At 54.2% G+C, this 23,213-nt stretch carries 24 protein-coding genes; 15 read left to right on the plus strand and 9 right to left on the minus strand.

Features of this window, described 5'->3' with window-relative positions; translation table 11 throughout:
- Window positions 1–3 precede the first annotated feature (3 nt).
- A complete protein-coding gene (rlmH, locus tag AC3Y7R_RS08260; protein WP_490041555.1) occupies window positions 4–474 on the plus strand; it encodes a 23S rRNA (pseudouridine(1915)-N(3))-methyltransferase RlmH in 471 nt (156 codons plus the stop codon).
- 99 nt (window positions 475–573) lie between these two features.
- Window positions 574–834: a spike base protein, RCAP_Rcc01079 family gene (locus AC3Y7R_RS08265; protein WP_490041556.1), complete on the plus strand. Its 261-nt coding sequence runs from the start codon at window positions 574–576 to the stop codon at window positions 832–834.
- A gap of 4 nt (window positions 835–838) precedes the next feature.
- Here AC3Y7R_RS08265 and AC3Y7R_RS08270 read toward each other — a convergent pair whose 3' ends face one another.
- Window positions 839–2,068 carry a polysaccharide pyruvyl transferase family protein gene (locus AC3Y7R_RS08270; protein ID WP_490041557.1) on the minus strand — a complete coding sequence of 410 codons (1,230 nt, stop codon included), beginning with the start codon at window positions 2,066–2,068 and terminating at the stop codon, window positions 839–841.
- Window positions 2,062–3,297, minus strand: coding sequence for a Coenzyme F420 hydrogenase/dehydrogenase, beta subunit C-terminal domain (locus AC3Y7R_RS08275; protein WP_490041558.1), 1,236 nt, complete (start codon window positions 3,295–3,297; stop codon window positions 2,062–2,064). The genes AC3Y7R_RS08270 and AC3Y7R_RS08275 overlap by 7 nt, the downstream gene beginning before the upstream one ends.
- 96 nt (window positions 3,298–3,393) lie before the next feature.
- Here AC3Y7R_RS08275 and AC3Y7R_RS08280 point away from each other — a divergent pair, with 96 nt between their 5' ends.
- A complete protein-coding gene (locus tag AC3Y7R_RS08280) occupies window positions 3,394–4,584 on the plus strand; it encodes an oligosaccharide flippase family protein (protein WP_490041559.1) in 1,191 nt (396 codons plus the stop codon).
- Window positions 4,581–5,483 (plus strand): hypothetical protein, encoded by a 903-nt coding sequence (locus tag AC3Y7R_RS08285; RefSeq protein WP_490041560.1) that lies wholly within the window; start codon window positions 4,581–4,583, stop codon window positions 5,481–5,483. Before AC3Y7R_RS08280 ends, AC3Y7R_RS08285 begins: the two co-directional genes overlap by 4 nt.
- Here the strand turns inward: AC3Y7R_RS08285 and AC3Y7R_RS08290 are convergent.
- The gene (locus AC3Y7R_RS08290) at window positions 5,480–7,711 is read right to left on the minus strand and encodes a hypothetical protein (RefSeq protein ID WP_490041561.1); all 2,232 of its coding nucleotides are present in this window, start codon (window positions 7,709–7,711) and stop codon (window positions 5,480–5,482) included. The two genes, AC3Y7R_RS08285 and AC3Y7R_RS08290, sit on opposite strands and share 4 nt — an antisense overlap.
- Before the next feature lie 198 nt (window positions 7,712–7,909).
- Complete coding sequence (locus tag AC3Y7R_RS08295; RefSeq protein WP_490041562.1) at window positions 7,910–8,485, minus strand: acyltransferase; 576 nt, start codon at window positions 8,483–8,485, stop codon at window positions 7,910–7,912.
- 238 nt (window positions 8,486–8,723) lie between these two features.
- Between AC3Y7R_RS08295 and AC3Y7R_RS08300 the strand changes: the two genes are divergently transcribed.
- Together AC3Y7R_RS08300 and AC3Y7R_RS08305 are read left to right on the plus strand one after the other, a co-directional pair.
- Complete coding sequence (locus tag AC3Y7R_RS08300; protein WP_490041563.1) at window positions 8,724–9,974, plus strand: O-antigen ligase family protein; 1,251 nt, start codon at window positions 8,724–8,726, stop codon at window positions 9,972–9,974.
- The gene (locus AC3Y7R_RS08305) at window positions 9,971–10,888 is read left to right on the plus strand and encodes a glycosyltransferase family 2 protein (protein WP_490041564.1); all 918 of its coding nucleotides are present in this window, start codon (window positions 9,971–9,973) and stop codon (window positions 10,886–10,888) included. Before AC3Y7R_RS08300 ends, AC3Y7R_RS08305 begins: the two co-directional genes overlap by 4 nt.
- Here the strand turns inward: AC3Y7R_RS08305 and AC3Y7R_RS08310 are convergent.
- From AC3Y7R_RS08310 to AC3Y7R_RS08330, 5 genes are read right to left on the minus strand one after another with little or no spacing between them, the layout of a single operon-like run.
- The gene (locus AC3Y7R_RS08310; RefSeq protein ID WP_490041565.1) at window positions 10,885–11,295 is read right to left on the minus strand and encodes a glycosyltransferase; all 411 of its coding nucleotides are present in this window, start codon (window positions 11,293–11,295) and stop codon (window positions 10,885–10,887) included. The genes AC3Y7R_RS08305 and AC3Y7R_RS08310 overlap by 4 nt on opposite strands.
- A 50-nt stretch (window positions 11,296–11,345) precedes the next feature.
- Window positions 11,346–11,777: a UDP-N-acetylglucosamine--LPS N-acetylglucosamine transferase gene (locus tag AC3Y7R_RS08315; RefSeq protein ID WP_490041566.1), complete on the minus strand. Its 432-nt coding sequence runs from the start codon at window positions 11,775–11,777 to the stop codon at window positions 11,346–11,348.
- Window position 11,778: 1 nt separating this feature from the next.
- The gene (locus tag AC3Y7R_RS08320) at window positions 11,779–13,065 is read right to left on the minus strand and encodes a hypothetical protein (RefSeq protein WP_490041567.1); all 1,287 of its coding nucleotides are present in this window, start codon (window positions 13,063–13,065) and stop codon (window positions 11,779–11,781) included.
- 50 nt (window positions 13,066–13,115) lie between these two features.
- The gene (locus tag AC3Y7R_RS08325) at window positions 13,116–13,745 is read right to left on the minus strand and encodes a polysaccharide biosynthesis/export family protein (protein ID WP_490041568.1); all 630 of its coding nucleotides are present in this window, start codon (window positions 13,743–13,745) and stop codon (window positions 13,116–13,118) included.
- The gene (locus tag AC3Y7R_RS08330) at window positions 13,742–14,437 is read right to left on the minus strand and encodes a sugar transferase (RefSeq protein ID WP_490041569.1); all 696 of its coding nucleotides are present in this window, start codon (window positions 14,435–14,437) and stop codon (window positions 13,742–13,744) included. Before AC3Y7R_RS08330 ends, AC3Y7R_RS08325 begins: the two co-directional genes overlap by 4 nt.
- Before the next feature lie 169 nt (window positions 14,438–14,606).
- Here AC3Y7R_RS08330 and AC3Y7R_RS08335 point away from each other — a divergent pair, with 169 nt between their 5' ends.
- The 9 genes from AC3Y7R_RS08335 to AC3Y7R_RS08375 are packed head-to-tail and all read left to right on the plus strand — an operon-like array spanning window position 14,607 to window position 23,115.
- Window positions 14,607–15,785 carry a GumC domain-containing protein gene (locus AC3Y7R_RS08335; protein WP_490041570.1) on the plus strand — a complete coding sequence of 393 codons (1,179 nt, stop codon included), beginning with the start codon at window positions 14,607–14,609 and terminating at the stop codon, window positions 15,783–15,785.
- Between the two features lie 9 nt (window positions 15,786–15,794).
- Window positions 15,795–16,604 (plus strand): P-loop NTPase family protein, encoded by an 810-nt coding sequence (locus AC3Y7R_RS08340; protein WP_490041571.1) that lies wholly within the window; start codon window positions 15,795–15,797, stop codon window positions 16,602–16,604.
- Window positions 16,597–17,169 (plus strand): acyltransferase, encoded by a 573-nt coding sequence (locus AC3Y7R_RS08345; RefSeq protein WP_490041572.1) that lies wholly within the window; start codon window positions 16,597–16,599, stop codon window positions 17,167–17,169. The genes AC3Y7R_RS08340 and AC3Y7R_RS08345 overlap by 8 nt, the downstream gene beginning before the upstream one ends.
- Entirely contained in the window at window positions 17,166–18,089 is a 924-nt protein-coding gene (locus AC3Y7R_RS08350) for a glycosyltransferase family 2 protein (protein WP_490041573.1), read from the plus strand. Before AC3Y7R_RS08345 ends, AC3Y7R_RS08350 begins: the two co-directional genes overlap by 4 nt.
- 29 nt (window positions 18,090–18,118) lie before the next feature.
- Complete coding sequence (gene gpmI, locus AC3Y7R_RS08355) at window positions 18,119–19,639, plus strand: 2,3-bisphosphoglycerate-independent phosphoglycerate mutase (protein ID WP_490041574.1); 1,521 nt, start codon at window positions 18,119–18,121, stop codon at window positions 19,637–19,639.
- Complete coding sequence (locus AC3Y7R_RS08360) at window positions 19,636–20,763, plus strand: murein hydrolase activator EnvC family protein (RefSeq protein ID WP_490041575.1); 1,128 nt, start codon at window positions 19,636–19,638, stop codon at window positions 20,761–20,763. Before gpmI ends, AC3Y7R_RS08360 begins: the two co-directional genes overlap by 4 nt.
- A 7-nt stretch (window positions 20,764–20,770) precedes the next feature.
- Entirely contained in the window at window positions 20,771–22,114 is a 1,344-nt protein-coding gene (locus tag AC3Y7R_RS08365; RefSeq protein ID WP_490041576.1) for a S41 family peptidase, read from the plus strand.
- Between the two features lie 35 nt (window positions 22,115–22,149).
- On the plus strand, window positions 22,150–22,632 hold the full coding sequence (locus AC3Y7R_RS08370) for an RNA pyrophosphohydrolase (RefSeq protein WP_490041577.1): 483 nt from the start codon (window positions 22,150–22,152) through the stop codon (window positions 22,630–22,632).
- A 9-nt stretch (window positions 22,633–22,641) separates the two neighbouring features.
- Window positions 22,642–23,115, plus strand: coding sequence for a hypothetical protein (locus AC3Y7R_RS08375; protein WP_490041578.1), 474 nt, complete (start codon window positions 22,642–22,644; stop codon window positions 23,113–23,115).
- Window positions 23,116–23,213 lie beyond the last annotated feature (98 nt).

The following is a 23,213-nucleotide window of genomic DNA, read 5'->3' on the forward strand; positions in this document are numbered from 1 at the left end:
GCGGTGAGGGTCACGATCTGCGCGATTGGCCGCCTGCGGGCAGGCCCAGAGCTGGATTTGATCAAAGACTACCTACAGCGATTTGACCGCACGGGCCGCAACCTTGGGTTGGGGCCTGCGCAAGTTGTTGAGTTGGAGGACAAGAAGGGTGGCGGCATGGCGGCGGAGGCTGTGTTGCTACAACGCGCTCTGCCCAAAGGGGCTACGATTTGCGCCATGGACGAGCGTGGCAAGGTGATGACGTCGCCAGAGTTTGCCAAGATGCTGGGCGGTTGGCGTGACAGCGGCACCAGCGACCTGGCTTTTATCATTGGCGGTGCCGATGGGTTGGCCAAAGAACTGCGCGCGCAAGCGGATACGTCTCTATCATTTGGCAAAATGGTTTGGCCGCATATGCTGGCCCGCGTTATGCTGACCGAGCAGCTATACCGCGCGGCGTCGATCCTTTCAGGCTCGCCCTATCACCGCGTTTGAGTAAGCTCTGTGGGCACCCCTGCGAGCGGTGGGGTTACCTATCTTTAACGCCATCCTGTGACAACCAGTGCCGACTTAATCGCATGACAGGATATTCCCATGGACAGCTTTTCCGCCTTCCCGACGACCCCTATTTCTCCGGCCCGCTCTGCCTCGGTAGTGGTGCCAAATGACGGCACTGATCTGCCTCACATCAGCCGCGCAATCTATGTGGGGCAGGCTGGCGCGTTGGCTGTCGAGTTGGCAGACGGCGACGTTGTGACATTCGAGGGTGTCCCGGCTGGTAGCTTGCTGCCTATTCGCGCCAGTAAAGTGATGGCGACAGAAACGACTGCGGCCTCTATTCTGGCCTTATGGTAGCCCTCTAAAGTCGCTCATCCAGAGCACGCAACCGAGGGCCAGCTTTAAGCATGTTCTGGCCTTCGGATCGTTTGCGTAAGGCCACCCCGCTGATCACGCTTGCTAAGGCGTCGGAATACTCACGCAGGCGATCTTCGCCCATATGGCGCGCCACCATGACTTGCCGTTTTAGAATATCGCGCTGTTGGTATCCGTTAACCACGGCACTGACCAAACCCTCTAGATCTAAAGTTCGGCACTCGGCGGTGGCCTCATAGCCAAGTGAGTTGAACATCCCCGCGAATTTACCACTATAGGCGAGGGGTACGACCGGCACATCTGAGGAAAATGCGGCGATGCAGGCGTGCATCCGTGCGCCCGCAAAAAAGTCCATGCTGGAAATATACGCTTTTGCCTGACCCGGTGATTGGAAGGCCGGAGCGGCGATGACTTCGGGGAATTCCTTTTGCAGGTTCAGCGCGGCGGCCATGTCGTCCTCTTGCGGCACGGTGGGGCTGATTACATGCGGCACCAAAACCACTTCGGGGCGGTTCGGTAATGCTAAAAGTCGTGCGATGAGCGTTCGCATTACGGACGGGTAATCATCCTTGAGGTGGAATTGATTTTTCCCAGTGTAGCCACCTGCCATTAACAGCCCTGATACATTTAGTCCGATCGTGGGCCGCGCCCAAACCGGTTTGCCGCCGATAGGTGGCAGGCGTAGCGCTACATCACTGGCTGTGGTGATTGGCCGGGTTACACCCAGCTTGCGCAATGTTGAGGTCGAGATGTCATCTCGGGTTGCGATTAGGGTTGCCCGCCGGAGTAAGTCCCGCGCGAAAGGGCGCGTTAACCAAGAAGAGAATGGTCCAAAGGTTTGTGGAGCTAGCACTACCGGGCGGCGCGCCAGATGTGCCAGATATTTAAGGTAGATCATCCGCTGCAACCGTTTTGGGCCGTAGATGTCTGTGAAGCTATCTCCTGCGCCGATGTCGACAATTAAATCGCATGTTCGAAACATTGCTATGACGCGCCGCGGGTCTTTCATGATTTCACCGCTTAGGGGGGTAATTGAGATGTCTGCCCCCTCGATGTAAGGGGTGCGAGGCCCGACCCAATCGAACAGCGTTATGGATATTTCGATTCCAGTGGCACGGGCAATGCTACGCAGAATTTCAACCTGTGACACGGTTAAGGCTCCGACGCCCAAGTTGTCAGAATTTGACGAATGAAACAGCAGCCCAACTGTCAGCATGAGCGTTCTTCCTTTATGTGTGTGCTGGGAGTGCGCCATATTCGCCGGGCCATGCCCGCAAAATTGCGCAAGTTGTCATGGAAAGATGCAGCGCGTGCCATGGTTAAAAGCCCCATGCCTCGATAGCGTGGAATTGGCTGGCCCATGACCCAAAGTGCGGCCAAACGCGCCAGTAATGCGCGGCGGCGGCGGGTTTGACCGGGTTGAACCCGCATTAGGGCGCTGAGGTCGTAGGGGCGCGCGGTGAGATGATGTGAGGCCTGTGCGTCACGGACCAGTTGCTCGCCCAATGACGTACGGCTAAGGACCAGGCTTTGGCCCGGGCGGTCACCGAAATCAGGGTATCCGGCGGCGTCGGTTTCCCACACATCAGCAAAGACCACATCAGCAAAGACCCCGCTGCCATCGGCGCAAATTTTGCAACGGTGTTGTATCTGTTTAGACAAGATATTGCCCCAGCTGTCTGCGTAACTCATGGTGCGTTTGGAGCCGTCTTTTAGGGTGGCGGTTGCGCGCCCGGGCCAGCCTTCGCCGCGGTGTTGGAATTGGGCCAGATCAGTGGTGGCGACGCCCATCTGGCGGGTGATCTCTTGGCCCCCTTTGAGCGCGGGCACGCCGGCGCAAAAGAACGACAGAAGTATTGGCACCATCTGCGCGGTTTGCTGGTCGATACGGCGCAAGGCATGCAATGCGGAGACATCGCAGGGCTTGCCAACAAAAGCATAGCGGCGGCCATCATCGTGTAGGTTTTGGAGCATGTCCAGCGGGCTGGAGGGCGCGTATCGCGACCCCGCCGCATTAAGAACTTGGTCGGCAGTGTGCGACACGGTGGTGATATTTTCTAACGGGGCATCGGGGTTGGCGGTGACGTGAATAACCCCGTCGATTTGTGCGCTTTTCAGCAAGTGGGTCAGCATCGCTGATAGTGCAGCACCTGATGCGCCGTGATGGCGGGCCTTGGGATCTGAGGCGAAACCTGTGCGCGCGGTAATATACGGACCCCAGAGGGGATCAAGTCGGCGGTCTTCAGCGTCGAGAGTTTGGGACATTCCGGGGCAAATTTGTGCTAGGTTTCGGGCCTCGGAGGCTTGTAGCGCGCGGGAGAAATGAGGCCGTAGAAAACCACTTTGCGTCATTTTCATCTGCGCTGCATTTGGGGCGATTGCAGCGCAGCCACCGCACCCGGAACACAGCCCCGCATCCAGCACTTGGGTTATTTGGTCGGGCAATCGAGGGCCTGCTTTCCTAATTTTCGCTCACGCATTTACCAACCGTTAAACACCAGAGTGGTTAATGGGCCGTAAATCTGAGCCGGAGTGCCCCCCTTGACCCGCATCACAACCCTATTATCTGGCCATGCGCTGACCGCGTTGGCAGCATTGGTGCGAAACTTGGTTTTGGCTCGGCTGTTGGGGCCGCAAGACTATGGGCTGGCGATAACGCTTGTTGTCCTTGTGGCTGCCGCCGAGATGACAACCACGCTGGGCCTGCCGCAACTTATCGTTAGCCATGCTAAAGGTGGCACGCGGGCTTTTCAGGCTACCCTACATGGTTTGCAGATTATGCGCGGCATTCTTGGGGCTGTGATGATTTTGTTGGTGGCACAGCCTTTGGCTATGGCGTTGGATGCGCCGGGCGCGGCTGATACCTTGCGAACGGCAGCTTTGGTGCCACTGATTTTAAGCGCCACCCATCTTGACATGGCTCGGGCACAACGCCACCGAAAACACCGCCCGCAAGTGCTGGTTTTGGCGGTGCCTGCGGTGCTGTCGTTGCTGGTGCTTTTGGCGATAGTGAATTGGAAAACCGGCCCTGAGGTAATGATATACCTTCTGGTCTTTCAAGCCACTGCAACCATGATCATATCGCATCTAGTAGCCCGCCGCGCGTACCGCTTTCAGATTGAAGGTTTATACACTTCGATTGCTTTCAAATACGGACTGCCCCTGGCCGCAAACGGGGTGTTGTTGTTCATGGTCCTGCACGCCGAAAAGCTAATTTCAGGGTCTGTTTTGGGCCTGTCCGACATGGGACTACTGGCCATGGGAGGGACGCTAACGATGACCCCGGCGTTGATCTTGGCGCGGAGCTTTCAGGCCTATCATCTTCCCAGACTTCGAAAGGGCGGCGTCGCGTCGCAAGTGCTGGCTCAAGGGGTGATTTTAGGCGTGGCATTGGCGGTTACACTGTCCTTGATTGCCCCGCTTGTGCTGCCAATTGTTGGGGTACGATTTGAGGCCATTCTGCCCTTGTTGCCCGCGTTAAGTTGCCTTGCGGCCCTGCGGGTTCCCAAGTCTGCCCTTGCTACTTTAGCGCTGGCGGAAGGGCGTACATACCTGCCCATTTTGGCAAACATCCCACGACTTTTGGCCGCGCCAATTGTCTGGGTGGCGCTGTCGCGCGGGGGCTCTATCGAGACACTGATTACGATTGCCATCAGCGCCGAATTTCTGGGGCTATGTTTGGGCGCGTGGGCGCGCCGCGAGAAATTTTCACCAATGAGGCCGTTCGCATGAGTTTTTGTATTCACATTGGGTATCACAAAACGGCAACGACATGGCTGCAACGGCAGGTCTTTGTGCCGGAGATGGGGTGTCGACAATTGCTGGATCACGCAGAGGTTGACCAGCTTATTATCCAACCGCATGATTTGGATTTCGATCCCGAATTTGCGCGCGTGGCCATTCAGGCCAGCCGTGTCGTTGCGCCGCCAAATACATGTCATATAGTGTCCTCGGAGAACCTATCTGGGCATCCATTTTTTGGCGGAAAACAGAGTGCCACATTGGCACATAGACTCCAACAGGTAGCCCCGGATGCGAAAATCTTGATCTCTGTCCGGTCACAAGAAACCATGCTGCCATCGGTCTATATGCAGTACCTTCAGCGTGGCGGGACGCTGAGAATGCAGGAGTTTTTCAAGGGGGTCGGAGGCTTTGGATACCCCGGATTTGAGGTGGAGCATTTCTTCTATGATAGGCTAGTTGCGCTGTATCAGAGCCTATTTGATACAGTTCATGTGACAACTTACGAACACCTGTCGAGCAATCCGAATGAGGCCTTGGCCCTGTTTAGCCCAGTTATGGGGCGCATGATTGGTCCGCTAGATAAGTCGCGCAAGGCACGCGTTTCGCCGTCGCTGTCTCAAGGAATGGCCCCGCTCTTGCGGCGGGCAAATCACCTGCGCCAAAGCACATTGAACCCCAGTCCGGTTATCGCACTTTCAAAGGAGCAGGGTTGGCTGTACCGCGCAATCTGTGCTGGTGCGAAGAGCCGACCCGCCAAGGTAATCTTGGCAGGCCGGACGTCTATAACGGACTATGTTAAGTCTGAATTCAAAGGCCGTTTCACTGAAAGTAATCGCCGCCTTGATGCACTCACAGGGAAGGGTTTAGACCTTTCAAACTACCCTTAAGTTGCATCGCTCCCAAGCTTCCATGGATCGGAATTTACCACAGCCGCAGGCCCGGTTATGGTCTTATATGGCGCGCTAACGGGATCGCTGCCATCTGTGGTTGCGGATTTCCAAACGTCGAGTTGATATGTTGTACCCTCGATCTGGTAAGACCCATTGGCGGTGGCCATGAGTAATAAAATCCGGTTGTTGGGCAGCACACCCGAGCCCGGTGTGAATGCCTCATTCATGACCTGTGTGCCATCCACCCAAATGCGGGCGAAGCCGATGACCATATCGACTGCGAGAACAATTCTCATGCGCGCCATGGAGGTCACGACACCTGATGCGGTTTGCACGTTATTCACCTTTACCACGCCGTCATTGTCGCGAACGCGAACGCGTAGAGTGCTGCTGGGAAGAACCTCAAGCTTGAGGTAATTGCCCGTGGTGGTGGCCAAGGTGCGTGCGCCTGAGACTGGAATTGTAATAGCGAGATCAAGCGCAACCTGGAGGTTTGCGACCCCAGTCCCGAGCGACACTGTATCCTTGAAATGCGGCCCCGTGGCTCCGGTCACAAAGCTGGGATCTACGGCAGGCAAGGTGTTGGCCAAGACCAGATCGGACGGCAAAGGCCGTACCGAGATACCGGCAACGCGCGCAGCGCCGACATCGACGATTGGTGTGTTTTTGTAAGTCTGGGCGTAGAAATCCTCGGGGAATTTCACGGCCCCTGTCGCGCCGCCTTCGCCGAAACTGATCAGATCAGAGGCGCTGAACACGCCGGATTGTGGGTAAATGCGAACCCGACCTGACACCAATTCTGCCCGCGAGGCGGGTGCGCCGTTGATCTGCCAGCCAAAGACGTCGGTCCAATGCGGGTAGCCGCCGCCAAGGGCTGCTTCGCTTCGAGCGGCGCGCAATGTGGTGATTGGGCCGGTGCTTGACCACGCCTCGACATAAGCGCCGGATGGCTCCCAGAGGCACTGGTCAAACTCTGGCACAGCCCATGTGACCAATCCGCTGGATTGCAAAATGGCATAGGCAATCAGGCGTGCAAAGAGGGCGGTTCCGTCGTCGCTGTCGCCGGAGGGATGGCTGTGGTCAGTCCAGCTGCCAAGCCCGTCGGATACCCCGTTTCGGTAGGACAGTGGCTCTAACCCCAAAGGCAAGAACCATGTTCCGGCGTTGGGGTTGGCGACCATATCGCGCCAGGCCTCTCGTGCGGTTTGTTTGTTGCTGAGGTTGTCGTGTATTGCGCCAAGTGAGGTGACCGTTGCGTTTTGCATGTCTGTGCTGATGTCGAACCGATGCGGGCCATAGGGCACCCAGCGGGTGTGAGCGGGGTCGTATAGCTCGCCAAACCAGTGATTTGCAGTGAAGCTGCTGGCCGCGCCATAGGTAATGGTCGCGGGAAATGTTACCGCGCTGCCATTCAGTTGCTTGCCAGTGAACAGCGGGAATAGGGCGTCGTCATAGCTGTCTGATAGGGATCCGGGAGAGGCGAACCATGACACTGAGGGCATCCCGACGTGCTGCCCATCTGCTGTGGAAAACCCATGCAAAGCTGCGTCGTCGCTCCAGTTTCGGCCCGCGTTGCTGTCATCTACCAACTCGCGAAAACCTGTGCCAGAGGTGGCCTGAAAGACCAGTGCGATCTTGTCGTTTGGCCGCTCTGCAAGGAACACATTGGCCATTGCTGCAAGTGCTGCGGTGTGTGAATCGGCATTGGTTAAATGTTTCACCGTGGGCGTGCCGTCATTCCAAATGGCTTGCACCATGTCATCAGTTAGCAGGGCCTCGGCGGGAATTAGGTTATGGGCGGTTGATCTGATCCTGACGATTTCAGACTGGCCCCATAAGGCAATGACGTGCCCGACGCCAAACCTGTTGGAGCTAAGGGCGCGGGTGAAGGGCTCGGACTTGATGCGAACCTCTGCTTTGATCCAGTCAGCGCGGCGGGAATGTGGGGCCGTTGTCTGCCACACCCCACCGGATGGAATGGTTGTCGCGTCGGCCCAGCCCGTTACTGTCCCGTTCTCGCATAGGAAACGCAGTTGCACCGTTTCACCCTCTGTACCGGTTCCGCTGAGCGAGATTAGGGCTTCGTCGCGCCCAAAAGCCGCGCCGCTGTCAAATAATGTACGGTCCCGTGAAAACGGGTTTAGCGTGATTGTCGTTTGCGCAACCACTGGTGCGCTGTCACGAATTGGGGCCGTCCCGATACCTAGTCCTAGAAAAATCGTCATTGGTCACCTTTCCCGTGCAACCACCCTGCGGAGAAAGGGGCCAAGCACCGGAGCGATAGCCACAGCAGAGCGCCTCCCCTAAGGATGCGAAGCTTCTCCTGCATTCAATCTTGACAGGTTCCCCTGCCGCGTCGTGGCTTTGCCCATAACACAAGAGGCGCGGGTGTTGCCGCAGTCATGGATTTGCGGGCGCTGGCTTTAGGTAAGCCCGGCTTGCGCTAATTTCGCCTCATTTATGTCGGCGGCATCCAAGCGCCCATAAGGACCGGCCTGGATATTTTGCCTGATGATGTGCGCTGGGTTTCCCGCTGCAATACTGCCTGCGGGAATGTCTTTGGTGACAACAGCACCGGCGGCTATAATAGAGCCATCCCCGACACGAATCCCCGGCAATATGATTGAGCGCGCGCCGATGAAACAGTGGCGGCCAACCCATGTGTGCAAATATAGCCCGCGCGTTCGGTCGTGGGTTAGGATGCAGGCTTCAAAGGCGACATAACTAGCTTCGCCGATATGGATGCCAATGGGGAAAGTCCGGTCAAGCCGTGCCGAGAGCGACAGTTGCACGCTTGGATGTAGGTCCATGCCAAACACGCGCCGACATATAAATAGCTTGCACCAAACGAGTGTATTTCGCAGCCAGAACAACCGGTTCAGACCTCGCCGCCGCGCTTTTGACAACGTGGGCATCGAGGCCTGAACCGGGTCTGTGATAGCTGCGCCTGCATTTTGACAGGACTGGACGGGAGGCTGGTCGTCATAGAGGTGTTCCATGCGATATGTCTCTCCACCCACGCAAATGCCCCGTTTTAGGGCAGGGCCTCAGGGCCGTCTTTAATTTACATCGAAATTTATGAATCCGAGGTTAATTGCTGCTTAAGCATAATCGATGCCCACTTGTTAACCTATCGTTATCCAATCCCACCGATCCTGAGCGCCAGATGAATTCAGTGGACAAATGAACAGCCGGTCTTTTCCCCCAGCAAAACCACGTAGCCAACTGCCTCTTTTGGTGGCCCTGTATATCGTGGCCGTTGCCTTGCCAGTTCGCTACTCTCTTGGTCCGGTGCAGATGACGGGGCTTCGAACCTATCTTGCAATCATATTCATTCCGCTGGTGGTCATCTACCTTCGCAAACTGCCTCAGCGAGGGCTGAGCATCGATATTTTAATGGTGCTGTTTGTGATGTGGGCTGGTGTTGCCTTGTCCCAAACCTCGCCGTCACATGCATTGGAAAATGGCGGAGCCTTGGCCCTTGAATTGTTAGGGGGCTTCTTTTTGGCGCGCTGTTATATTCGCACAGCCGACCAGCTTGTTGCAGTCATCAAGTTCACTTTGATTGTCGTGCTTTTCTCGCTTCCTTTCGCAGTTGTTGAGAGCCAAACTGGGTATCCACCGTTTATTGCTTCGATTAATGCGATACCGGGCCTAAATTCTGTTGCCACGGTTAATATTGAGCCACGGTTAGGCCTTGAGCGTGTGCAAGTCATGTTCGCGCATCCAATTCATTACGGTTTGTTCGGCTCAACCCTGACTGCGCTGATCTATATTGGAACCGCTGGTCGATGGTCATTCACAGCACGGTTAATCGGGCTGGCCACAGGGGTAACAGCCAGCTTTCTGGCCCTTTCAAGCGGAGCGTTTCTATCGGTCATTTTACAGCTGTTTTTAATTGCTTGGGCGTTGGTTTTCCTGCGCGTTCAGTCGCGCTGGATCATGTTGTTGGCCGTTTGTGTGGCCTCATACATATTCATCGATTTTGCCTCCAACCGAACGCCTGTCAGGGTATTTTTTAGCTATGCAACATTCTCGGCTCATAACGCTTATTGGCGGGGGATAATTTTCGAGTGGGGGATGATCAATGTCTGGCAAAATCCCGTTTTCGGTATCGGGCTAAACGACTGGGTACGGCCTCATTATATGCGGTCTGGGAGTATGGATAACTACTGGCTGGTTCTGGCCGTCAGGTACGGAATTCCGGGGTTCGCACTGTTTGCCGCTGCATATTTGTCAGGTCTCGTACGGGTCGCGTTTGCGACCCTTCCACGCGATTATCGCGATTTGCGTAGGGGGTGGGTTATATGCTTCATCGGGCTGACCTTCACGCTATGTACTGTCCATATTTGGACATCTATTTTCTCATTTGTATTTTTCCTATTTGGGGCTGGTTTGTGGATGCTGGATACGCCACGCGCATCAAAGACACCTGATTTAACCCGCGATCTAGCCCAGCATACACGCTTTCCAGCGGTGCCCGTATGAGGTTGGAAATGGGATGCGTTATTGTCACCTTTAATTCTGCCGGGCAAATTATTGACTGCCTGCAAAGCTTGTCGCTGGCGAAAGGCGTAAGGTTGCATATTGTCGTTGTCGATAATGGTTCCCGGGACGATACCATAGAGCGGGTATACAGCTGGGTTGAAGATCATGACCTTCAGGTTGAAATCCTTGAAACCGGCAAGAATTCTGGCTTTGCGGCAGGCGTGAACATCGGCTTAAAGTGGCTTTGTGAAAATCCAGTATTGGATAGGTTCTGGGTTCTAAACCCGGACTGTATTGTTCCCTCTACAACACCAGTTGCACTGGCCAAAGCTGCGCTTCCGTTCTCGTTACTAGGCGGGCGGATAATGTATGACGGCCCTAGGGATAGCATTCAAATTGACGGGGGCCGGATCAACCGTTGGACTGGGGCAACACAAAACATTAACATCGGAAAACCTGCTATCGAGACGCCACTTCCTGAAGCTGTAGATCTGGACTTTATTTCGGGGGCCAGCATGGTGGCATCCCGTGCCTTTCTTGAGTTGGCGGGGCCAATGCCGGAGCATTATTTCCTGTACTATGAGGAGGTGGATTGGGCCCAATGCCGGGAGCATCTACCCATGAAGGTTTGTGATCAGGCGCAGGTCTTTCACAGTGCGGGTGCGTCTATAGGCTCGCCCACATTATCGCGCGGGCCATCGCAGGTTTCCGCGTATTTCAAGCATCGTGCACGGATGCGGTTTATGGCCATATATCACCCGAAGCGCTTGCCTATAGCCTATCTGTTTGGGTGGGGTAAGTTGGTGCAACACCTGTTGCGTGGCCAAGTATCTGTGGCCCCTGCAATCTTGCGCGCACTTCACGGATTGCCCCCGGGAAAATCAGTTGCTTCTGCAATTTCTACATCGGGTTAGGCTGCTACAAACTGTCTGATTGCGTCCAAAAGCGGCACTGTGGCCGGGTCGTTGTTAATGTCTGGCATTTCAATTTCTCCTTTTATAAGCAGCGCGATACTCTCGAGATCCCATGCGACGCGCAATCCGCAACGCCCCTCAAATGCTGCCGCTGTTGCCAATTGATGATCGTTGCGATGTTCCCCAAAAGAAGCTCTGCGCGGAACGACTATTATGGGCTTTTGTGCCTGCTTGGCAGAAATAATAGACCCTATTCCTGCGTGAGAGATCACTAGGCGGGATTCAGACATGACCTTTTCAAAGTGACTTTTTGAGAAGTTGGCGCGCGCTTCTAGCCCTTCCCAACTACAGGTGTCGCCAGTTTGCGCAACAATTCTCTCAGAGGAGCCGACTGAAAGGCTCTCCATATGTCGAAGTAATCGGGGAAACGGGAGTTGTGTGCCAACTGTGATGAATATCACAATACGGACCCTGCGTAGGTAGCTCCGGTTTGATCCGCCACGCTAGGCCATTGGGTTATCCATAAATTAGAAAACCGGCGGGTTAGTCGTCCTGAGAGTGACATCCGATCAACATTGGCGATCGAGTCAATCCATATGGTGCGGCATCCCATAAATTTACCGAAGATCAACGCCAAAGCTCCGGGGGCTGCACCGGTAGATATTACCACATCCGGGCGGATTACCCACAATGTTTTGACGATAGTAGTCGCGCTCACGATCAGCCGAAAGGGCGCGCGGGCATTGCAGTCGGGTAGGCGGATAACAGATGGGTCGCTGACCTCGGCGCTGCAAGCGAATGTCACATTTACGTCTGCCAATGAGGGCGCGAGCAGCATGAGTTGCTGCCAATGACCTCCTCCCGAGGAGACGGCGAGAACATGGGTCATTTTATAAACCTCCTGAGAACTTATGCTCGAAGGTGACAAACACAGATGTTGAGCCAATTTTGCGCCCCGTAGCATTTTGGCGCAGGCGTCTTTGAGCGCCAGAAACCATGCTCCAGTCGCGTTTTATATGGTGGTGATAGGCGGCCCTTAAACGTCCTGCCTTTCTTGAAGTAGTGAGCGGAGTTGCATCTGTTTTTTGATAGTCGAGACTTAGGTCCAATCGGCTTTTTATGCCAAAATCATGTTGGTAACTAAGTGCGGCTTTTGTCACCATGCGGGTTTCTCCGGTCTCGTCTGATCCAACAAACCTTCGCTTAACCGTCGCCAGAACGATTCCGGTGTCCAACTCTTCGCGGTAGCCAAGCGTGAATGTTGGCTTGGCACTGCCCCCGGAAACCTTTGCGACTCCCACGGCGATATTTAGGTTTCTCTTCTTGGCTGTGCGGCCATATCCGAACTGCAACTCAGTCACGCGCCCCTGTATCACCGGCTCTCCGGCTATTTGTGCAAACCAATGGCTCCCCTTTTGCCTGTGAGAGAGCGTGCCTTGCCATTCAAACCCGGATGTTTTGATCACTGTGGTGGTGCGCTGAGCCTCGATTTCTTTCCAGCCGAGTTGAAAATCAATTTTGGTGGTTTGAGAAAAACCCCTCTCAAAACCAGCCCCTAGCCTATGGCTGTCTTGATGGAGAAAGGAAGATCCGGAGGTTCTCAACTTCACGGCTTCAAGTGCAATATTGCCTTTTGTTCGTGCGTCCAAGCGTAGTTTCAGTTTCGCTTTAAGGGCTTGTCTATCGGTCCATAAAGCGCCTGTTGCCGCCAAGGCATCTACTTTTTGGCGGTGAATTCCATAGCGAAAATCTATTCCAACCGGCCGCTCAAGACCGCTTTGGAAGCGCAATGTAGCAGCAGTTTTTCGCGTTTTCGATAAACGAGGAGAGAGGTCAAATGCGTCACTAAAACGCTCATCGGATTTCTCACTTTGGGTGAAGTCCAGAACGCCGGCCGGTAGGGCTTGTCTCGAGATAGAGGCGTGCAGTTTAGCGTTTCTGGACTGTTTTTCATACTCCAGACCAATGCCTGTTCGGGCGGTAAACGTCCCAATTTTCTTGGTCGATAGGTTGAATTTCAATGCTTGCGTTCGGGTGATCGAGGACAGGTTAAAGTTTAGGGATGTTAGGGCATGAAGGCTTGACCCTTTTGCGCCGGATAAGTTGGGATCCTTGTCCCAAGTTCCGCCAAACCCAAGCGTTAGCCCTACATTGGCTCCACCTTTTTCATCAGCCACGGCTGGGAACGCTAGCCACAGCGCTATAATGAAAGCGGTTGTAAAGGCGTTCACTCAAATAGCTTTCGTTCTGGGATGATTACCACGTCTCCCGGTGCGAGTAGAAAGCTCTTTCCGCTTCCGTCGCGCATCAACTGTTTGAGATTAACTTGGTAGGATATTACGCTTCCTTTAACAGGGTCGGTACGACGAATTTGCACCCGCTTTAAGGCGGCGTACGCTGTGGTGCCACCTGCTTGAGATAGAAATTGAAGCAATGTTGTGTCGGGGGCGACTTGCAACTTTCCCGGCCTGCTCAATTCCCCCATGCCAAAAACGGAAATGGATTTATCCTTGGCTTTTGATGGGACCACTGTGCGCGCCCTTGCTGTTTGAGATTTTCGTTGCGCGACGGCGGCAACCGCGACGTGTAAACTTGGCTTTTGCGCGAAGTTCGGAGCAAGGCCAGTGGTTAGCTCTTTGCGGACTTGTGACAGAGTTAAGCCCGCTGCCTGCACGAGGCCGACCATTGGAAATGCGATGGTTCCATCTGGTAAAATCAGCGCGTTTCTATTCAGGCTAGTGTCTTCAATGACTTCGATTCTTAGTAAATCACCAGGTTTCAGGACGTAGGGTTTGGCTAAGAGAGGGCCTGCAACAGCAATTGCTATCATGCATATTATTCGTTGAAATAGTTTCAATGTCCGGTCCCCCAAAGGACTACCCAAAAGGTTCGGGCAATCAAAGAGAGGTCGTATGTAAGCCCTATTTCCCGCTCGTACATGGCGTCATATTTTGCGCGTGAGGTGAAGCTTTCCTCGTTGCGAGCAAAGACTTGCCACGGGCCGGTTAAGCCGGGACGCAAACGAAAATACGCAGTGCCCGGATATAGGATTGCTTGTTCTTGTAACATCGGGCGCGGCCCGACCAGAGACATGTCGCCGCGCAGCACATTCCAAAGTTGCGGCAGCTCATCAAGCGAGGACTTGCGTAAAAAACGACCCGCACGGGTTATTCTTGGATCGTGGCGCAACTTTTGCGTATTTTGCCACTCTGCGGCTGCCCGGAAATCGTGCATGAGTATGTCGTTTAAAAGCTGTTCTGCATTTCGCCGCATTGTACGCAGTTTAACCATTTGGAACACGCGCCCGTTTTGCCCAACACGGGGTTGTAAAAATATAGGCGTTTCACCGTCGAGCATCGCTAGAAAGCCGCCTAATACTACAAGCGGAACTGAAATTGGGGCGGTTGCAATCACCAACACAATGTCGAGCAGACGCTTCCATGAAACGCGGTAGCCTTGCTTTGCGCTAAGGGAGCGCTTTGCTCTCCAGGCTGTGCTTTGCCCGGCAGGTCGTGCGTCATCATACGGGGTCTTCAGCTGTGCATTCATGTCTACTCCTACAATCCCGCCCTCGACATTTGAGGCAATCTGAACCTGTTGGCCCAGTACAAAGGGGTAGGGTTAACAAAAACCTAGATGAATTAATTATGTCTTAAGTTTTCAAGGGTCTGAATAGGCTTAGGTAATTTAAGCTCGGGAATCTTGGCAGGAGATGATTATGATGGATTGGGGGTACTGGCGTTGGCAAGTACTACGAAACCTTCCGCTTGCAATGGTTTTACTTGCGGGCTTCAGTTTTGCTATTTGGTCGGCGGTAAGCGCCATGCCTAGCCGACATTATGCGACAGCGCGGTTAGTGTTGGAGCGCCCGATCGGGGTGTCAGAAACACCAAAGTTGCAGCGCAATGCAGAGGACATTCAGCATCTACAGATCGTCAGTCATAGCCTGAAGTCTAAGATCCGGCCTGAAACGGTTATGGCGCCGGAACACCCAAGTGCGCCCCCTGCTGCTAATGAAGGTTTCGCCCTGAAAATTGAGTCTGATCGCGGCAAACCTACCTACCTTGAAATCAAGGCTGAGGCCTCTGACCCGATCCTTGCCACTGCGCTGGCAACTCAAATATCCGACCAAGCGATCGAACATAGTGCCATGTTGCAACAAGCTCGTGTTGAGGTCTCTCTCGCTAAGCTGCGTGATCAATTGGTGGCCCAGAAGGACGGGTTGAAACGCGCGCAGCAAGAGGTGTCTGCATATGGTGCAAATGTTCCTTCTCACACGCCGTCAGAGCTAAGGGTTCTGGCAGCACAGTTGCGTTCGCAGGCCTCGTCACTGGCTGTTGAGAGATTGCCTGAAAGCCCTGTTTTGGCAAAGCTGAATGTCGACCTTGCTGTTGCGAAGGGGTTGTACTCGGATCTACATCCGAAGGTGCGGTTGATCCGGTCACGCATTTCACAAGAGCTGTCGCAACAAAAATCTTCGGAGTTGGATGATGCGACGAGGTTTGCGCTTGCGGCGCGGCTTTCCCAGATAGAGGTCCGTATCGAGACGGCGGATGCTGCATTTTTGATCCAGAAATCTTTGGAGCAAGATGTTGCCGTTGCGACCACGGGGCGCAATCAAGCCCTAACAATGCTAAATGCCGCGCAGCTTCGGGCTGAGGCAAATTCGATGCACCTGAAAGAAGTGCAAACCGCGACTTTGGAGAATGATGGGGGTGCGCGTAAGCGTATGGCCTTATTTGTTGTTTTGGCGCTCGCTGCGCTGCTGGTTACGATGGGTGCCATTTGGCTGCGGATCAGGACCGATCAACGCCTACGCCGTCCCGTGGATTTGAAACGGACCTTAGGGATAACTCCATTCGCAACATTGCCGGATCTCGGCCCGAGTCTTGGCTAGGAGATTTTTTTGGAACAGATTAAAAACCCTGATGAAATCATTCGCTCTGCGCAAGATGAGCTTGAACAGATTGATGCAAAGCTGGGCTTGAAAGACATTGGCGATCCGGCAAAAAGCTGGGCGCGATTGACCGAAACCACGCTTGATCCGGTGGTGCTGAAACGCCATCATGTTTTGACCGAGGCACCCAGCCCGCAATCCGCGCCATTTGATAGGCTTCGCACGCGAATGCTGGCTCATATGCGTGCTGCAAATCACAAGCGAATTGCGATCACGGCTCCTACTGTGGGCTGCGGTAGCTCGACGTTGGTTGCCAACCTTGCGCTTAGTCTGGCCCGGCAAAGTGACCTTCGAATTATGGTTATTGACCTGAACTTGCGCGACCCACAGCTTATTCACACATTGGGGCTGAGAGAACATGGTCCGCGGTTCTCGGCTCTTACTGGGCATAGGCGCAACTTTGACAGCACTTGCCTGCGGGTTGGAAAAAATCTGGCCCTTAGCTTGAATGCGACGCCCATTGCGGATGCTGCCGAACATCTGGCACATGCCAAGACAGTTGCCCTGTTGGATCAGATCGAGAGAGACTTTTCCCCTGATTTGATGTTGTTTGATTTGCCACCGTTGCATCCGATGGATGACGCTATCTCTGGGCTGTTTTTGGCAGATTGCGCCTTGCTGGTCGCGCGTGCTGATAAGTCAACTATAGCTGAAATTGACATGGCAGAGCGTGCAATTGCAGAAAATACAACCTGCCTTGGAGTGGTCTTAAATGCGTGCCGGTTCCCCCACGGCGCAGGACTTTCGCCTGATGAATGAAGCAGACTGTACTACGCTAGAACCCGCGTTCAAGCCCACGCTGACCGCGCGGCGGCGTGTTGCGAGGTTCCTACAGTCAATTCTTGATCCGCGGGTATATCTGCATGGGTTTCGGCTGCTGAACCATTACAATCAAACCCATGTCATTCCGCGCCGTGAGTTATCACTTGGCCCCGATGCCGCCATCAGTCCGACATGTCAATTCGCCAACGCCAGCCGCATTCGTTTAGGTGCGCGTGCGCATGTTGGGTCTGGCTGCTATCTTTGGGCAGGTCCGAAGTATGGGTTGATTGAGGCTGGTGACGACCTTTTGCTTGGCCCAGATGTGATGATTACGGCCGCCAGCTATCGGTTCCGAGATGGAAGCCCAACAACGGACCAAAGCATGGAGGAGGCAAGTATCCGGATCGGGCGCAATGTCTGGATCGGTGCTCGGGCGATTATTTTGCCTGGTGTGCAAATTGGGGATGGGGCTGTCGTCGCTGCGGGGGCTGTCGTGAGCAGAAATATCGGTGCTGGCGAGGTATTTGCAGGTGTCCCAGCCCGCGTGATCGGGCGACGATGAAATCCGCCCCCGAGGCATCGGTAGTTATTCCGCATTACCGCGATGCTTGCCGGTTGGATCGTTGTTTGATGTCCTTAGGGCAGAGTGTAGGGCGCGCATTGGTTGAAATTATCGTGGTTGATAATGGCCCACGGACGCTTGGCGCTTCGTTCGTTGGGAGGCACCCCAACGTCCGGTTCTTTCATGAGAGCCGCCAAGGAGCAGCCCACGCGCGAAACACGGGTGTTGCCTCTGCCAAGGGTCCAATTCTGATCTTTACAGATAGTGATTGCATTGTAGGTCCTGAGTTTTTAGAGCGTGCAATTAAGGCAGGGTTGACCCATGATATCATCGGCGGGGCCATCACGCTTTCTTCCCCGATTGAGGGTCAGAAAAACGGAATTCAAGCTTTTGAGCATGTGTTTGCCTTTAACCAGCAAGAGTATGTTGCGAAGAAAGGGTTCTCCGTGACTGCCAACCTTGTCACAACACGAGCAGTTTTCGCCAAAACCGGCCCGTTTCAAACGGGGGTGTCCGAGGATCTCGACTGGTGTCACAGGGCGATCAAACTTGGTTTCAAGCTTGTATTTGAGCCCGGTCTAGGCGTCTTTCATCCGGCCCGCGAAACCTGGCCACAGTTGCGCGATAAATGGCGCCGGATCACCTCGGAAAGCTACGGAGTTCACTGCGCAGCAGCAGCCCCGGACGTTATGTGGTATCTTCGTGCGGCGTTGATGCCTGTTTCTATTGCTTACCATATTCCCCGCATCCTTGTGTCCTCGTCCCTTAGTTCACCCCAAGAGCGATGGGGAGGGATAGTCATATTGGCCCGCCTTCGGTTGTGGAGGGCGGCAGAAATGGTGCGCGTGGCCGTTGGATGTGCCGCAGAAACATGCCGACCAGACGGGCCGGTGGTTGAAGACCCGCGTCACTCACCTTAATAGAAGGTAAACCTAAAGCGAGCGTATTCATGCCCACTCCAAAACCCGTTGTCCTTTGTATTCTTGATGGTTGGGGGCTGTCTGATGCGGTTGAAGGCAACGCGCCAGTTCAGGCAAAGACGCCGACTTTCGATTGGCTTATGGCAACCTGCCCGAATGCGACCTTGATCACTCATGGGCCAGATGTGGGGCTGCCAAAAGGGCAGATGGGAAACTCTGAGGTTGGGCATACCAATATTGGTGCTGGCCGTGTTGTTGCGATGGATCTAGGTCAGATTGATCTCGCTATTGAGGAAGGTACCTTTCAAACAGAAGATGCGCTTCAAGCGTTCATCGGTAAGTTGAAAAAAACTGGTGGCACTGCGCATTTGATGGGCGTCGTGTCCGATGGGGGCGTCCATGGCCATATCGAACATATAGCCGCTGCTGCAAATGCATTAAATCATGCAGGAATAGATACTGTTTTACACGCAATCACGGATGGCAGGGATGTTTCCCCCAAGTCTGCGCTAAATTACCTTGAGGCTTTGGAAGCAAAGCTACCTGAAGCTGTTAACATCGTAACAGTTTCAGGCCGCTACTATGCGATGGACCGAGATACGCGCTGGGATCGTGTGGAATTGGCTTATCGTGCCATGATCCTTGGCCAAGGGAATGCTGCCAATGACCCGCGCGCTGCGGTTGAGGCATCCTACGCAGACGGTAAGTCGGACGAATTTGTGCTTCCTACGGTTATTGGAAGCTTTCAAGGAGTGCAGGACGGGGACGGTATTTTTTGCCTTAATTTCCGGGCTGATCGGGCGCGTGAAATTTTGTCAGCAATTGCTGATCCAAGTTTTGAGGCGTTTGACGTCACTGGCCGTCCGCAGTTGGCGCAATGCCTTGGCATGGTCGATTACTCGGCCGCGCATAATGCATTCATGGAAGCAGTATTCCCCAAGCAAAAGATTACGAACACGTTAGGGGCATGGGTCGCGCAGCATGGTTTGCGCCAGTTTCGCGTGGCTGAGACCGAGAAGTATCCCCATGTGACCTTCTTTCTGAACGGGGGCGCGGAAGCCCCGGAAACTGGCGAAGATCGCCATATGCCCAAAAGCCCTATGGTCGCAACTTACGACATGCAGCCCGAGATGTCGGCGGATGAGGTAACTGCCGATTTGGTTGGGGCAATTAATGCACAATACGATCTTATCGTGGTTAATTTCGCAAACCCCGACATGGTTGGTCATACCGGTGACTTAAGCGCTGCAATCGCGGCCTGTGAGGCCGTGGATTTGGGTCTAGGCAAGGCTATTGAAGCCCTGAAAGCCACTGGCGGGGCGATGATCGTGACTGCTGATCATGGCAACTGCGAGACTATGATCGACCCTGAAACTGGCGGTCCGCACACTGCGCACACACTTAATCCCGTGCCCGTTATTCTATTCGGAGGGCCAGTTGGCGCTCAATTGGATCACGGCAGGCTCGCTGATTTGGCACCGACTTTGCTGCAATTGATGGGACTGCCTCAACCCAAAGAGATGACCGGGGCGTCTTTGATCCACATATGAAGCACTTATTCATCCTCATGGTCTTGCTAGCGTTCACCACGCCCACTTTTGCGCAAAGTGATCCGGTGACGACTGCAAAACGTGCCAGCCAGATGTTGGAGGCTGCGGCAACCACGTTGACCGAGGCGCAAAATGCTGCCGATCGGGTTGCTGCGCTTACCGAGACTGTTCGTGCTTATGAGGAGGGCTTATCCGCCCTGCGTGAGGGATTACGCCGCGCCGCTATTCAGGAACGCAGCATTGCTTTGGTGTTCGAGGCAAAGCGGGATCGCTTATCGCGTCTCTTGGGAATACTGCAAACCATTGGTACGTCCCCGGCCCCGCTTCTTATGATGCACCCGACAGGCGCCATTGGCACTGCGCGCTCAGGCATGATCTTGTCGGAAGTCACACCCGCTTTGCAAAATGAGGCTCTAATCCTGCGCAAACAGCTTGAACAGGTGCGCGACATTCGCAGCCTACAACAAAGTGCAGCAACGCAACTGACCCAATCCCTAAGCGAGGTTCAAATTGCCAGATCGTCGCTGTCAAAGGCGATAGCAGATCGTGTGGAATTGCCACGTAGCTTTACGGCTGATTCAGAGAAAATGCTGGCACTGATACAAAGCAGTGACACGTTGCAAGGCTTTGCGTCTGGTCTGTCTGCTCTTAATCCGTCTGATCTTAGCAATCCCGCAGATTTTGAAGCCGCAAAGGGCGATCTTCAATTGCCGGCTTCTGGGACGATCCTGCATCACTTTAATGATATAGATGCTGCTGGTGTGAAGCGCCCCGGTCTTGTCTTGGCAACGCGCGCTCAAACATTGGTGACCACACCTTGGCCCGCCACGTTGCGCTACTCTGGTCCGCTTCTTGAGTATGGAAATGTGGTCATTCTAGAGCCCGGAAAAGGCCACTTACTGATTCTGGCTGGGCTAGGCCAAACCTTTGGTGAAGTCGGTGAAGTCCTCGATCAAGGTGCGCCAGTCGGCTTAATGGGCGGTTTGCCCCCAAATACTGACGCTTTTTTGATCGCAGCAGCCAAAGGTGGTGGCGGCAATCAGCAAGAGTCGCTTTATATAGAACTTAGACAAGGCGACGATCCGGTCGATCCGGCCATTTGGTTCGCCACGAACAAGGAATAACACGCGTATGAGAAAATTTCTGATGGCAGCAACATTGGGCACCGCCGCAAGCGTGCTGGTGACGACCCAATTCGCAGGCCCTTTGATCGCGCAGGAGGCGGAAAAGAAGTCCAGTGTTTATGAACAGCTTGACCTGTTCGGCGACATCTTCGAGCGTATCCGCGCGCAATACGTGGAAGAGGTCGACGAGGCCGATTTGATTGAGGCTGCGATCAACGGGATGCTGACGTCTCTTGATCCGCACTCTTCCTACCTCCCGCCTAAAGATTTTGACGACATGCGCACCCAAACTTCGGGTGAGTTTGGCGGCCTTGGCATTGAGGTTACGCAAGAGGACGGCTACGTCAAAGTGGTTTCGCCCATGGATGGCACCCCCGCCGACGAGGCAGGCATGGAGTCAGGCGATTTCATCACCGCCGTCGATGGCAGCAGCCTGTTGGGGCTGAACCTAGAGGAAGCGGTCGATTTGATGCGCGGTCCGGTTGGTTCGGAGATCATTTTGACGGTTGTGCGCGAAGGCGTGGACGAGCCTTTTGATGTGTCGATCGTTCGCGACACCATCAAACTGACGGCTGTTCGGTCGCGTTTGGAGGGTGATAGCGTTGTATTGCGGGTCAGTACTTTCAACCGCCAAACATATCCGAACCTTAAAGACGGGTTGGCCAAACAGATTGAAGAGGCTGGTGGCGAAGATAAGGTTAACGGTATCGTGTTGGATCTGCGCAATAACCCCGGTGGTTTGTTAACCCAAGCCATCGCGGTATCGGATGCGTTTTTGGATAAGGGTGAGATCGTCTCGACCCGTGGTCGTAATTCTCGCGACAGTGAACGCTACAACGCGACGGAGGGCGATTTGTCGAATGGCAAGCCGCTGGTTGTGTTGATCAACGGCGGTTCTGCCTCCGCGTCGGAGATCGTTGCGGGCGCGCTGCAAGACCACCGCCGTGCCGTGGTTATCGGGACTAAATCCTTCGGTAAAGGCTCGGTGCAAACTGTTGTGCCCGTGCGCGGTGACGGGGCCATGCGGCTGACGACTTCGCGGTACTTTACGCCATCGGGTCGTTCTATTCAGGCCCTTGGTGTTGCCCCTGATATTATTGTTGTCCAGCCTCCGCGGCTTCCCGAGGTGGAAGACACAGAGGAAGAGGCGCTTATCAAGCGTCGTTCCGAGGCAGACCTTCGCGGGTCGCTCAGCAATAATGATGCCATCTCCGAGGATGAGCGTGCTCAACTCGAAATCGAGCAGAAAAAGGCGGAAGAAGTCGCCAAATTGCGTAAGAAAGACTACCAATTGGCCTATGCGCTTGACGTGCTAAAGGGTCTTAGCGCGCTTGCGCCAGCTCAAAAATAAGGAATGGGGCGGGGCAACCCGCCCTCCATTTACACATGACACCTGATGAAATTTTGAAGCTGCCTTATCGCCCCTGCGTTGGCGTAATGTTGGTAAATGACGCGGGCCTTATCTTTGCCGCTCAACGCATTGATAGTGATATCCCTGCATGGCAAATGCCCCAAGGTGGCATTGAAAAAGGCGAGGATCCGCAAGTTGCGGCACTGCGCGAGCTTGAGGAAGAAACGGGTGTGCCTGCCAAGTTAGTCACGGTAAAAACCCAAACCGATGACTGGCTTCCTTATGATTTGCCGCACCATCTGGTGCCCAAGTTGTGGAAAGGGCGTTATCGTGGACAGGAGCAGAAGTGGTTCCTTCTGCGGTTTCACGGAACCGATGCCGATATTAACATTGCTACTGAAATTCCTGAGTTTTCAGAATGGCGTTGGTTGGACGCTGAAACATTACTCGGCAATATCGTGCCGTTTAAGCAAGATGTTTACCAAAAAGTTATCGAGGCTTTCCGTCCATTCCTATAGGCTTCTTGTATGATTAAACCTATCGCCTTTGCAGCATTGGCTTTTGCCATTGCCGCCGGTCCCGCCAGTGCTCTTTCTTGTCAGCGGCCTCATGCTGTTGCGGCTTTTAATGCCGTGTCTGAGGCTAAGGAAAGCTTCGTCGTCCTCCATGGGGAGTTCGATTTTAGCTCTAAAAAATTACCAGACGTGAGCGGCCCGCCAGTGGATGTTGAAATTGCAACGATTTTCAATGGTAAGCTACTAACAGGAGGTGGCTTTACGGATGAGATTAAGGTTCCGGTGACCGTTTCGCTAAGCTGTGCCGGGCCATGGTGCGCACGTTTATCGCCAAACACGGATTATCTGGCTTATGTGCTGCAAACGAAGGACGAACTGATTTTCAGTGTCGACCCGTGCTACGCGTTTGCATTCGCCAACCCAGAACCGAAAACGATTGCTCAGATCGAGCAATGTGCAGCAGGCGGTGAATGCACACCTAAGTAATAGCGAGGTGGCCGTTGTTGAGACGTTGCCTGATGATATTTCCTTAATATTTGAGTGTTGAAGGAAGGCTGGCGCTGACTCTGCGGTTTTTTTGTGTT

The organism is Litoreibacter sp., from assembly GCF_058136045.1.